The 12,543-nt window shown below is 61.7% G+C and carries 12 protein-coding genes; 5 read left to right on the forward strand and 7 right to left on the reverse strand.

Annotated elements, in window-relative coordinates; all coding sequences use genetic code 11:
- The first annotated feature begins 92 nt into the window (after positions 1-92).
- The 3 genes from PH551_RS00270 (at position 93) to leuA (ending at position 4,117) form a co-directional block, all read left to right on the forward strand.
- Complete coding sequence (locus PH551_RS00270; RefSeq protein ID WP_011426306.1) at positions 93-677, forward strand: ATP-dependent Clp protease proteolytic subunit; 585 nt, start codon at positions 93-95, stop codon at positions 675-677.
- A gap of 148 nt (positions 678-825) precedes the next feature.
- Positions 826-2,055 (forward strand): benzoate/H(+) symporter BenE family transporter, encoded by a 1,230-nt coding sequence (locus PH551_RS00275; RefSeq protein WP_285191408.1) that lies wholly within the window; start codon positions 826-828, stop codon positions 2,053-2,055.
- A gap of 343 nt (positions 2,056-2,398) precedes the next feature.
- Positions 2,399-4,117: a 2-isopropylmalate synthase gene (gene leuA, locus PH551_RS00280; protein ID WP_285191409.1), complete on the forward strand. Its 1,719-nt coding sequence runs from the start codon at positions 2,399-2,401 to the stop codon at positions 4,115-4,117.
- A gap of 345 nt (positions 4,118-4,462) precedes the next feature.
- On the opposite strand, the gene PH551_RS00285 is transcribed toward leuA, so the two are convergent.
- The 4 genes from PH551_RS00285 to PH551_RS00300 form a co-directional block, all read right to left on the reverse strand.
- Positions 4,463-5,302: an anti-sigma factor family protein gene (locus tag PH551_RS00285; RefSeq protein ID WP_285191410.1), complete on the reverse strand. Its 840-nt coding sequence runs from the start codon at positions 5,300-5,302 to the stop codon at positions 4,463-4,465.
- A gap of 1 nt (position 5,303) precedes the next feature.
- The gene (locus PH551_RS00290) at positions 5,304-5,813 is read right to left on the reverse strand and encodes an RNA polymerase sigma factor (RefSeq protein ID WP_285191411.1); all 510 of its coding nucleotides are present in this window, start codon (positions 5,811-5,813) and stop codon (positions 5,304-5,306) included.
- 185 nt (positions 5,814-5,998) lie between these two features.
- Positions 5,999-6,559, reverse strand: coding sequence for a tetratricopeptide repeat protein (locus PH551_RS00295; RefSeq protein WP_285191412.1), 561 nt, complete (start codon positions 6,557-6,559; stop codon positions 5,999-6,001).
- A gap of 158 nt (positions 6,560-6,717) precedes the next feature.
- Positions 6,718-7,626, reverse strand: a complete 909-nt coding sequence (locus tag PH551_RS00300; RefSeq protein WP_285191698.1) for a metallophosphoesterase family protein — start codon at positions 7,624-7,626, stop codon at positions 6,718-6,720.
- Positions 7,627-7,696: 70 nt separating this feature from the next.
- On the opposite strand from PH551_RS00300, the gene PH551_RS00305 reads away from it, so the two are divergent.
- A complete protein-coding gene (locus PH551_RS00305) occupies positions 7,697-8,176 on the forward strand; it encodes an NUDIX domain-containing protein (RefSeq protein WP_085778936.1) in 480 nt (159 codons plus the stop codon).
- A gap of 84 nt (positions 8,177-8,260) precedes the next feature.
- On the opposite strand, the gene PH551_RS00310 is transcribed toward PH551_RS00305, so the two are convergent.
- Positions 8,261-9,271 carry a glutathione S-transferase family protein gene (locus PH551_RS00310; protein WP_285191413.1) on the reverse strand — a complete coding sequence of 337 codons (1,011 nt, stop codon included), beginning with the start codon at positions 9,269-9,271 and terminating at the stop codon, positions 8,261-8,263.
- Positions 9,272-9,548: 277 nt separating this feature from the next.
- On the opposite strand from PH551_RS00310, the gene PH551_RS00315 reads away from it, so the two are divergent.
- Positions 9,549-10,049, forward strand: coding sequence for a GNAT family N-acetyltransferase (locus PH551_RS00315; protein ID WP_285191414.1), 501 nt, complete (start codon positions 9,549-9,551; stop codon positions 10,047-10,049).
- On the opposite strand, the gene PH551_RS00320 is transcribed toward PH551_RS00315, so the two are convergent.
- Together PH551_RS00320 and PH551_RS00325 are read right to left on the reverse strand one after the other, a co-directional pair.
- Positions 10,050-10,466, reverse strand: a complete 417-nt coding sequence (locus tag PH551_RS00320) for a GNAT family N-acetyltransferase (protein WP_285191415.1) — start codon at positions 10,464-10,466, stop codon at positions 10,050-10,052.
- Positions 10,467-10,470: 4 nt separating this feature from the next.
- The gene (locus PH551_RS00325; protein WP_285191416.1) at positions 10,471-12,543 is read right to left on the reverse strand and encodes a hypothetical protein; all 2,073 of its coding nucleotides are present in this window, start codon (positions 12,541-12,543) and stop codon (positions 10,471-10,473) included.

A 12,543-nucleotide genomic window follows, 5' to 3' on the forward strand; every position in this document is an offset into this window, starting at 1 on the left:
ACCGCTTCGGTGCCTTGTGTTTTTCCCGCATTGTTTTAGGCATTGAGTCGCACTATGTGCGAGGAACCCGAATTCATCTCCGAGAGGTTCGAATGAACGACGAAGAACAGGACGACAAGACGAAGGAACTGCCGCTCGGCAAGGAAACGGAGGCGAATCTTTTCAAGTCGCGTTCGATCTTCATCTATGGACCGATCAACCAGGAACTGGCGCAGAAGGTCTGCTCGCAACTCGTTGCACTTGCTGCGGCCAGCGACGAAGACATTCGCATCTATGTCAATTCGCCCGGCGGTCACGTCGAATCCGGCGATTCCATCCATGACATGGTCAAGTTCATCAAGCCGAAGGTCTGGATGATCGGCACCGGCTGGGTCGCTTCGGCCGGCGCGCTGATCTATGTCGCGGCTCCCAGGGAGAGACGCCTGTGCCTGCCGAACACGCGCTTCCTGCTGCACCAACCGTCGGGCGGCACACGCGGCATGGCATCCGACATCGAGATCCAGGCACGCGAGATCATCAAGATGAACGAGCGCCTGAACAAGATCATGGCGGAGGCCACCGGCCAGCCGCTCGAGAAAATTGCCAAGGACACGGATCGCGACTACTGGCTCTCAGCCGAAGAGGCGAAGGACTATGGCCTTGTCTCGCGCATCGTGACGTCGCAAGCCGACATCTGAGTTTCTCGACCGAAACCTTCGAAACGCCCTTGCCTGCCGACCGCAGGTGAGGGCGTCTTGATTTCGGTTATGCTTGCGGTCATTGACCGGTAGGGCTGGACGGAAAGCCCTCCATCTGGACTTGCGCGGGCGCCAACCATCATGCTCCATGCGCCATTCCAGCAGCTCAGAGTCCGCCATGCTCAAAGATTTTTCCGTCCAGCCCCTGTTCATGGGTCTGCTTACCGCTTTCGTCGGCTCCGCCAGTTCCTTCGCCGTCGTGCTGCATGGGCTGCAGGCGGTGGGTGCAACGGATGCGCAGGCCGCTTCGGGGCTGATGGCGTTGTCGATCTCCATGGGCGTCTGCGCGATCGTGCTCAGCGCCGGGACTCGACTGCCGATCAGCATCGCCTGGTCGACGCCGGGGGCGGCGCTGCTCGCAAGCACTGGCGCAATCGAGGGCGGCTTCAATGCAGCGGTCGGCGCATTCCTGATCTGCGCCGTGCTGATCATCATTGCCGGGTTGTTCAAGCCGCTCGGCCGGGCGGTCGCCGCCATTCCCGCGCCGCTCGCGAATGCGATGCTATCAGGTGTGCTGATCGGCCTCTGCTTTGCGCCGGTAAAGGCGATCGGCTTCAATCCGCTGCTCGGTCTGCCGATCGTCATTTCCTGGATCGTCGTCGGCGCCTTCAAGCGGCTCTGGGCGGTGCCGGCCGCACTCGCCGCCTTCGTGCTGGTGCTCGCCTTCGGCGTCGACATTCCCGACGGCGCTTTCGCCTCGCTCGAACGATCGCTGGTGCCGACGGCGGAACTCGTGCGGCCGGTATTCACCCTGGCGGCCTTCATCTCGATCGCGCTGCCGCTTTTCATCGTCACCATGGCCTCGCAGAACATTCCCGGCATCGCCGTCCTAAAAGTCAATCACTATGTTCCGAAGCCGGGTCCGCTCTTCGCCGTCACCGGCTTCTTTTCGTTGCTGTCGGCGCCTTTCGGCGGCCATGCCGTCAACTTGGCGGCGATCACCGCGGCAATGTGCGCCGGGCATGACGCGCATGCCGATCCCAAGCGACGCTATTGGGCATCGCTGATCGCCGGCGTCGGTTACGTGATCCTCGGGCTGCTCGCCGGCGCGGTCACGGCCTTCGTCGCCTTGGCGCCGCCCATTCTGATCGAGGCGGTGGCGGGGCTGGCGCTGGTCGGGGCCTTCTCATCCTCGGCGATGTCGGCCTTCCAGGCGCAGGAATCGCGCGAGGCGGCGGCGATCACCTTCCTCGTCACTGCATCCGGCGTTTCCTTCGCCGGCATCTCGGGTGCCTTTTGGGGACTGATCGCCGGCGGGCTGATGCTGGCGCTGTCGCGGCTGGTGAAGATGTCGAAAGATCGCGCTCGGCAGAAGTAACGGAAAGCCGGCAGGCTGAGAGGGCTTGCCAGGTTCACCGCCCAACGCTATAAGCGCGGCCATGAAGACCTCTGGCGCTAAGATTTCTGATACGATTGCACGCGGCCGCATCGCCCTGCGTGACGTCTCGAGCGCCGTGACCTCGCTTCTTCTCCTCGGCCTTACGCGCGGTTGCCGGGTCCGTTGAGGAGCGCCCGGCGGCCGAAAGCCCGCCCGGCATCGCTCCTCGCGATTCACTTTCAAAATTGACCTAACGACCGACGAAGGTCCGCATTTGTTTATCGCCAAGGCCGATGCGATCGGCTAAGAGGCGGGGCAAATGCCGGGACGAGGAGACAAGATAATGGATAACACCACCAGCCGATCCTCCGCAAAAGGCATGCCTGATGCCGCGGTGAAATACCGGCCCTATCCGCAGGTAAACATTCCCGACCGCACCTGGCCGACGAAGACTATCACCAAGGCGCCGGTCTGGTGCTCGGTGGACCTGCGCGACGGCAATCAGGCATTGGTCGACCCGATGGGCCACGACCGCAAGGCCCGCATGTTCCATCTGCTGCTCGAGATGGGCTTCAAGGAAATCGAGATCGGTTTCCCTTCCGCCTCGCAGACGGATTTCGATTTCGCCCGCTGGTGCGTGGAAGAGGGCAACGTGCCCGCCGACGTGTCGCTGCAGGTGCTGGTACAGTGCCGCCCGGAGCTCATCACCCGCACCTTCGAAGCGTTGGAAGGCGCAAACCGGCCGATCGTGCATTTCTATAACTCGACCAGCGAGCTGCAGCGTCGTGTCGTTTTCGCCAAGGATGTGCAGGGCATCAAACAGATCGCCGTCGATGCCGCCAAGATGATCACCGACATGGGGGCCAAGGCCGGCGGCGGCTACCGTTTCGAATATTCGCCCGAGAGCTTCACCGGCACGGAGCTGGAAGTGGCGCTGGAGATCTGCAACGCCGTCATCGAGGTGGTGAAGCCGACGCCGGACAACAAGCTCATCATCAACCTGCCGTCCACCGTCGAGATGGCCACGCCGAACGTCTATGCCGACCAGATCGAATGGATGTGCCGCAATCTCGACAATCGCGAGAACCTGATCGTCTCGCTGCATCCGCATAACGACCGCGGCACCGGCATCGCCGCCGCCGAACTGGCCTTGCTGGCAGGCGCCGACCGCGTCGAAGGCACGTTGTTCGGGAATGGCGAGCGCACCGGCAATGTCGACGTCGTGACGATGGCGCTCAACATGTTCACGCAGGGCGTCGATCCGGGGATCGACTGCTCGAACATCGAGCGCATCAAGGAAGTGTTCGAATATTCGAACCAGATGACGATTGCCGAGCGTCACCCTTATGTCGGCGAGCTGGTCTATACGGCGTTCTCCGGCTCGCATCAGGATGCGATCAACAAGGGCATGAAGGCGGCACAGGTCGCCAACCATCCGGTCTGGGAGGTGCCGTACCTGCCGATCGATCCGCGCGACGTCGGCCGTTCCTACGAGGCGATCATCCGCATCAACTCGCAGTCGGGCAAGGGCGGCATCGCCTATATCCTGCAGCAGGATTATGGGCTCAACCTGCCGCGCAACCTGCAGGTCGAATTTCGTGAGGATATCCAGCGCATCACCGACGTGGAGGGCAAGGAGCTTCCCTCGAAGCGCATCTACGACCGCTTCATCGAGCGCTACGTGACGCAGCCCGAGGCGCGCCTCAAGTTCGTCGACCACCACACCTATCCCGACACCGAGCGCAAGGGCCAGCGGATCGTTGCAGCTGAAATCACCGACAATGGCGAGATCAAGCGCATCGAAGGGCGCGGCAACGGTCCGATCGACGGCTTCATCAACGCACTGTCGCATTATCTCGGCATCGAGATGTCGGTCGAGGATTATTCCGAGCATTCGCTACAGCACGGCTCGAATGCGGCGGCGATCTCCTATGTCGAGACCTCCTATCCCGGCGGCAAGCTCTTCGGCGCCGGCATCAATACCAACATCGTCGCGGCATCGCTGGAGGCGATCGTGTCGGCTGCGAACCGGGTGCTCGAAGTGAAGGCTGGCAGGGCTTGATCTGCGAAGGGTTCAGGCCGCGATCGTTTTGGTACGGCGCGGCCTGACGATTCGGTTGATTTCGTTGCGTCTTCGCTAAGCGAAAGCAGCGAATGGCCGTGTGGCCCCCTCATCCGCCCTACGGGCACATTCTCCCCGCTGGGGAGAAGAGGGAGCGAGTGGCGGCCTAACGTCCTTCGGCGCCCTCTTACGAATGAGAGGGAGCGAGACGTTGCGGCATATCCCTTCTCCCTAGCGGAGAAGGTGCCGGCAGGCGGATGAGGGGCGGCTGATGCTGATGGTCGATTTTGCCATTTACCGCCTCAGCTCCGCTGGCAGTCGTTCACCTCATACGACAGGCGGCAATCAAATCGCCGTGGCAATCTTCATGGCGAGCTGGCCGAGGGTGGCTTCGGCGGAGGGGCCGGCGAGAACGTAGGAGGTGCCGGCATTGTGCCAGGTGACCAGGCCAATCTCGTCCTTGATGGTTTCCTTGAAGTCGTCGGTCTCAGGCGGCTGCGCGTCCTTCCGGAAGCAGATGGAGATTATATCGCCGTCGCTGTTGGAATAGACGAGCTGACCGACGGGGCGATTGTCGCCGAGAATTATGCGGGCACCCTGGAAGGTCCAGGATTCGGCGCTGAGATCCGGCACACGGAAAGGCACGCCGATGACGGTCGTCAGCCAGCTGGAGATTTCTTCGGCCTGCGATGCCGGCACTTCGACGAGGTGACGGGGTTGGCGGATCAGCAGGCGTTGATAGGCTGTGACGTCGCCGAGCCAGTTGTTGGTATTGGCGGGCGCCGTGGCGGTCGTGGTGGCGATCTCGTCGGCATCCGGGGTGGCGCCGGCAAAATAGCCGATGCCGCAACCGACGACGAAGAGGATAAGAGTCGCTGCCAGCGCCTGCGGGCCGCTCGGGGCCAGTTTCACCTGGGGGCGCATGGCGCGCTGGGCGATCGGCGTCTTTGGCGGCTGCGTGCTCTTGATCGAGCGGACGAGGGCGAGCGGCACTGGCTCCTTCAGGACATCGTCCAGGCGGCGGCGGCCGAAATCGGCGCCATGACGCAGCTTTTCATGCAGACGGCGCGCATTCTCGTCGGTTGCCAGGCGCTGTTCCAGTTCGTGCCGTTGTTCGGGAGAGACCTCGCCGTCGAGAAGGGCGGTGAGCTGGGCTTCGAGCGGCAATTTCCTAAGATCGAGCAATTCAGTACCTGTGGATGGGGTGGGTGCCGGCAAGCCCGGCGAAATGCAGCCTTGCGGTGGCAAGCTGGGAGACGACGCTTGCTGTCGAAATGCCCATGATCTCGGCCGCCTGCTGATAGCTGTGGCCTTCGACATCGACGAGCAGGAAGATCGAGGAAACACCGTCCGGCATTTCGGCGATCATGCGATGGATGGCGTCGGGATCGACCGAGGCCGAGCGTTCACGGGCAGCCTCTCTGATGTCGGTGACGTTGCCGCGTGCCGACGCCTTCGGCTTCCGCTTGCGGCTGTCCTCCGTCCACTGCTGGCGGGCAAGCGTATATACCCAGCTTTCCAGTCTGCCCTCGCCACTCCACTGATGCCCCTTGGCAATGGCACGCAGACAAACGGCTTGGACAAGTTCATCGGCCACGCCAGCCTCGCCTGCGAGCGTGATCGCGAAGCGGCGAAGGTGGGGCAGAAGGCCGACGAGATCACGCCGGAGGTCGATGGTCGTTGCGGGCTGACGCATTGTCTATCCAAGAAGCATTCACAATGGTTTCGCGGACGAAAGCTTCGGCATCGGACGCGAAACCGGCTTTGTCGGCACCGGAGATGCAGATGCTTTATGAAGCAAATCCACTGCGCTTCGCAAGCATCCGGTCATCTTATCCCCTTTCCCAAGGGGTTTTCCTAATCTAGCCCGCAAAGCTTGCGTCAATATGTCCTGTAACCGTTCAAGCTTTGCAGCAGAGCGCGGTAGGCCCAGGTGTCTTCGCCGCCGCGGTCGCGAATTTCGACGAGCTGAACGCGCGCCCCCTGGATGTCTCCTTGTTCCACCAGCGCCATACCCATGTAGGAGCGGGCGAGAATATAATTCTCATCCGCCTGCAATGCCTTGCGGTAATAGGACATGCCGAGCTCCATGCGACCGGCCTTGCGGTTGGCATAGCCAAGATAGTTCAGAATGCGCGGATCGTTCTGATTATAGGCAAGGTTGAGCACGGCGATGGCATTCTCATACTGGCCGGCGTAGGCGAATTCGCGGGCGAACTTATAGAGATCGTCGTCGTTGAAGCTGTTCTTCTTCGGAGTGACGCATTCCTTCTTCTGCTTGTCCCAGACCTTGCCGCCGGTGCAGGTTTTGGTCGTCTGGGTCTTCGGCGGCGGATTGGTGTCGTCGTTGCTGTCGCCGACCGCGAAGGCGGCGCTCGCCATGCCGAGTACAAAGCCGGCGGCAAGTGTTGTTCTGCACAGGCGATGGAAGGGGGAAGTCATTGGCGGCTCCGTTCTGAGGCGATGCAGTCGGTCGGATTGTACGCTTACCGGTAAAAATACCAAGAGGGTAGGCCGCCTCCATGACAAATGTTGCGACGGTGGCGAAGCGCTTTCCGAGATTGATTCAAGTGCCGCATCAAAAGAGTCGGAAGTCAGCGCTAAGGGGCGAAAATATCGACGCTTTCCGACATCACCGCATCGCCTGTCCTGTTCAGGCTGAAGCGCTCGCCGGTGAGTTCCCAGGCGCCCGGAGAGCCGTCGATGGAGAAGAGGTTGTAGGCGGCCGGCGGCTTAATGCTGCCCGGTCCCTGCGAGGCCGACGCGATGCCGACGACCGGCACCGGCTGCACCTGGCCGCGCAGCCAGTGGAGCGTGTTCAGATGCGTGTGGCCGTGCAACACGAGCTCGGCGCCGCCGGTCGAAATCACGGCCGCGAAGCGACGGATGCCGATCATGCGTTTGTGAAAGGCGGTGGCGCCGCGGATCGGCGGATGATGGATCATGACGACGCGGAAGAGACCGGCTTCGCCGGCCGCGCGCAGCATGTTCACCGTATCGCGGGCCTGGCGAGCGCTGAAAAAGCCGGAGGCGGCGAAGGGGGGCGTGGCGACTGCCGTAGAGCATCCGACGATCGCAACTTTGTCGCGGACACGCAGATAGGGAAAGATGTGGCGGTCTTCCTGCCATTGCGGAGAGGCCAAATCGCCGCGAACATAGTCGTACCAGGCGCGCATCGATTTCTCATAGGCACCCGGCACATAGGCGTCGTGATTGCCGGGAACGACCGATGTGTCGGCGGGATCGCCGAGCGCGCGCAGCCAAGCGGCGGCGGCCCGGATCTCGATGCCGCTGGCCAAGTTGACGAGGTCGCCGGTGACAGCCAAATGATCAGCCTGATGGGCACGGATGTCATCGAGCAGCAGATCGAGCGTGCCGCCGAAAAGGTGCTTGCTTCGATTTCGATGCCAGTTCACAAAGCCGGTTATGCGTTTTGAAAACAGCTCTTGTATGGAAAGACGGGGCAGTGGTCCGAGATGGACGTCGGAAATATGCGCGAGCTTGAACATGCTACGAGACATAGACCAGCTTATTGACAAATCAAACACATCCGGAGCGATGAACAGCCGAAACGGAACGATGGTGGATAAAGAGAAGCGGCCTCCTCACATCAGGCTGGCCTTGCGCCTCCTGCATGTCTATTTCTCCTTCGCCCGCGGGATGACCATGGGCGTCAGGGCCGCCTGTTTCGATAAGGACGGGCGGATTTTCCTCGTGCGCCACAGCTATGTCGGTGGTTGGCATATGCCCGGCGGCGGACTGGAGCGCAATGAGACGGCCGAAGAAGCGCTGGTCAAGGAACTGCGCGAGGAGGGCAACCTCAGAATCATCGGAAAACCGCAGCTGGTCCAAGTCTATTTCAACACCACGACCACCCGGCGCGACCATGTCGTCTTCTACCGGGTCACCGTCGAGCAGACGGCGCCGCGGCCGCCGGATTGGGAGATTTCCGACAGCGGGTTCTTTTCGCTCGATAGCCTGCCCGAGGGCACGACCGAGGCGACGTATCGCCGCCTCGCCGAGCTTCGGGGCGAGCAGGAGCCTGATCATCGTTGGTGAGAAGCTTCAGGCTGCATTCAGCCCGCTGCATAATTTCTTAAATCGGAATCGATTTAAGAGTAAATTATGCAGCAATTTAAAGTTCTACAGCGTCCTTTGCGCCTCTAAAAAGACGCGCGGCGCTGCAGCGCCGCCATGCGGGCTGTCGAGATCGAGCGCCGGGCCGGCGGGGACGATGCCGGTCGGGTTGATCGCCTTGTGACTGCGGTAGTAGTGCTGCTTGATGTGCTGCAGGTTTACCGTCTCGGCAACGCCTGCCGTTTGATAGAGATCCCTGAGATAGCCGGGCAGATTGCGATAATCGGCGATGCGGCGGATGTTGCACTTGAAGTGGCCGACATAGACCGGATCGAAACGCACCAGCGTGGTGAAGAGGCGCCAATCGGCCTCGGTCAATCTGTCGCCGAAAAGGTAACGGCCCCTGCCCAGGCGTTCGTCGAGAATGTCGAGTGTTTCGAACAATTTGACGACATTTTCCTCGTAAGCTTCTTGAGTTGTGGCAAAGCCCGCCTTGTAGACGCCGTTATTGACCGTGTCGTAGACGGTGGCGTTCAGCGCGTCGATCTCGGCACGCAGATCCTCCGGGTAGAAATCGGCCTTCGAGCCCGTCAGCCCGTCGAAGGCGCTGTTGAACATGCGGATGATCTCGGCCGACTCGTTGTTGACGATCGTGCCGGTCTGCGTGTCCCAGAGGACGGGAACCGTGACACGGCCGGAATAATGTGGATCGGCCTTGGCATAGATTTGCCAGAGGGTGGCCGCGCCGTAGAGGTGATCGCCGGTAGCTCCGTCGCCCACTTTGAATTCCCAACCGTTTTCGGCCATTAGTGGGTCGACGACAGAAACCGAGACCAGGTCCTCCAGTTTCTTCAGCTTGCGGAAGATCAGGGTGCGATGCGCCCAGGGGCAGGCGAGAGAGACATAAAGATGATACCGCCCGGCCTCGGCCCTGAAGCCGCCGCTTCCGGAAGGTCCAGCCTCGCCGTCTGCCGTCACCCAGTTGCGAAATTGCGAGGGCTGACGTTTGAAGTGGCCCTTGCTTTCCTTCGTGTCGTACCAGACGTCATGCCAGACGCCGTCCACAAGCATTCCCATGATTCATTCCCTGGTTGCCATGTTGGAATTGATGTTAGCTGAGATAGTGGGGCTTTGCAGGCGGTAAAGATCGAACAGTGCGTCACGCCCCCGACGCCAGCAGGCTCTGGTGTGCATTTTGCGTTGGACGGCGGAAATTTTTCCTGCTATCGGCCTTTTCACGATTTGAGGAACACCTGCCTGATGTTCATTTCCAGAAACCTGCGACGACGCTGATGCTCCGAACGCCAAGGGCGTGTTCGAGACCCATCAATCTGTCCAACCGGTTTCTGTCATCATGTACAAGCACGATCTCGTCTACCTCACCGAAGACGCGTCCCACGACGCCGCCATCGAACACATCAATGAAGAAGCCTTCGGTCCGGGCCGCTTCGCGCGGGCTGCCGCGCGTATCCGCGAGCAGGGGCCGCATGACCTGTCGCTCTCCTTCATCTGTGCTGACGACGGCGAGACGATCGCCTCCGTGCGCATGACGCCGGTGCTGGCCGGCACGGTGAAGGGGCATCTTCTTGGCCCGCTTGCCGTTCGACCCTCGCACAAAAATATAGGTATCGGCCGGGAACTGGTGCGGATCGCGGTGGAAGCTGCGCGGCGCAAGGGTTCGGAAGCCGTCATCCTCGTCGGCGATCCGCCCTATTACGGTCCGCTTGGCTTCGAGAAGGTGGCCTATAACGCGCTTGCCTTTCCAGGCCCCGTCGATCCGGGCCGGGTGCTGGTCGTTCCGATCGCCGAGGGCGTGCACGAGCGGCTGAAAGGTATGATCGCCTGGCGCGGATGATCAGAGCTTTTTCCGGAGGAAGCTGCGCGTGCGACCTTCCGGGAAATTTTCAAGCTCGCCGAAGACTTCATAACCCTGGCGCAGATAGGCGCGGAGAGCCTGCGGGTTGAAGGTATCGATCCAGGCGCCACGGCATCCTCGCGTCTTGGCCTCGTCTTCCGCTTTTGCGAGAATCCTGCCGGCTATGCCCGTTCCGCGTAGCGTATCGGGGATATAAAGCAACTGGATGAAGAGCCAGCCCCAGGCGGTAAAGCCCGACAGGCCGCCGGTCACCTTGCCGTCGGTATCGCGGATGAGGACGGCGAGCGGCTGGCGGTCCGAAGGGCCGACATCGCTGTTATTGAAGGCCGAGAGCGCATCGGTAATTGCCGCGAGTTCCACAGCCGAAGGCGATGCCGTGAGCTCGAACTCCGGCATGCGACTATCGCCCTTCGCGCCACCACATGGCGCCGAAAGCGAGCAGCAGGATGCCGACGCCGGCGAAACCGGCAAAGAGCGGCAGCGTGTTGATTCCCTTCAGGACCGTTTCGTTGGTCATGCGGATCATCATTCGCTCGTTATCGGAGACGCGGACCTGGCCGCGCACCGGCAGGATAGGCGGAACGCTGATTGCGCCCTTTTCGCTTGCGACGCGGGTCACGAGACCTTTGCTCCTGTCGACGACAGGCTTCAGCACATCGGTCGTCGAGATCATCGCCTTGAATTCCGGCGCATCGACAGCGCCGATGTGCACAAGCGTCGATAACTTGCCGTTACGGATTTCGAAGAGGCCGACCTCGTTCATGCGTTTCTCGGCCTTGTAAAGCCCGGGTTCTGTCTGGGTGAGCGGCAAGGTTTCGGTCTTGCCGGAGGGATAACGCACGGTGGCGTTACCAGGATTGTCGCCGATTGTCTGGCGGGTGACTTCAAGGGTTCGGCCGGAGGCGCGCGCCGTCAACGCTTCTTCCTCGAGCGCTGGTTCCTTCATCAGCCAATGAGCGATGCGGCGATACAGCGAGACATTTGGACCGCCGCCTTCGAAGCCGCGCGCCCAGAGCCAGCCCTGATCGGAAAGCAGCATGGCGACACGGCCCTGGCCGGCACGGTTCAGCACCAGCAGCGGATGGTTGTCGGCGCCAACCATGATCGTTTCGCCCTGCGGCCGTTCGACATCGACGCTGCGGAACCAGCGGCCCCAATGCGGCGGGTCCTCGCCGGAGCCGTCCAAGCCGCGCGTGACCGGATGCTTACGCCCTTCCTCGGAGAGTCGAGGATAGAAGGCCTTCTCGATCATCCGGCCCGTCGGCTCTGCCGGCAGCACGGAGGCGAGCGGCGTCATCGCGATCGACTCTGGGCTCGCATGTTCCGGGCCGGCGGCAATCAGCAGCGCGCCGCCATTCTCCACGTATTGGGCGATGTTGTCATAATAAAGCATCGGCAGCACGTTGGCGCGATCCTGATAGCGATCGAAGATGATCAGGTCGAAATCCTTGATCTTGTCGATGAAGAGTTCACGCGTCGGGAAGGCGATCAGCGACAGCTCGTTGATCGGCGTGCCGTCCTGCTTTTCCGGCGGACGCAGGATGGTGAAGTGAACGAGATCGACCGAGGCGTCGGATTTCAGGAGGTTGCGCCATGCGCGCTCGCCGGCATGCGGCTCGCCGGAGACCAGCAGAACACGCAGATTCTGGCGGATGCCGTCGATGACATGAACGGCACGGTTATTGGCGGCGGTGACTTCGCCGGGAAGCTCGGCGACGGAAAATTCGAGCACATTGCTGCCGCCACCCGGAACCTTGAAGGAGAAGGGCGTATCCTGACCGGGCGTCGCCTGCAAGGTAGCGATCTCGTCGCCGTTCAGCTTCACCATGACGTCGGCCGTGCCGCCGGGGCTCGGACCATCGTCAAAGACGCGCAGGACGACCTGCTGCTCCTCGTTGACGATGCCGAAGCGCGGTCCCTTGATGACTTCGATGCGACGGTCGAATTCCTTGGGCTTGCCGGTGACGAGACCATGGATCGGCGCATCGAAGCCAAGCGCCTGATTGGCGGCCGGGACATCATGGACTTCGCCGTCTGTCAGTATAATGGCGCCGCCGATGCGGGCGGAAGGGACGTCAGCGATGTTGGCTGCCAGCGCCTCGAAGAGGCGGGTGGACGGAACGTCGGAATTGATGTCGCCTTCGACATCGATGAAGCGGGGTTCTATCTGGGGGAAGCGGGCAAGCTGCCCTTTCAACGCCGCAAGCGCGTCATCGGTCATCTTCGTGCGCTCGGGCGTCTGCTGGCTCTGGCTCCGGTCGACGATGACGGGGACGATCGTCGACAGCTGATCCCGATCCTCCTGCAGCAGTACGGGATTGGCAAGAGCGGTCAGCAGGGCGAGGGCGGCCAGTATCCTGATCCAGGCGCCGCGAATGCCGCGCCAGATCGCAAAGGCGGCGATGAGAGCACTGGCGGCGGCCAGTGCGGCCAGAACCGGCCAGGGCAGGAAGGGTGAAAAATCGAAGGTCAT

It is taken from the genome of Rhizobium atlanticum (assembly GCF_030182485.1).
Taxonomy (GTDB): domain Bacteria; phylum Pseudomonadota; class Alphaproteobacteria; order Rhizobiales; family Rhizobiaceae; genus Rhizobium.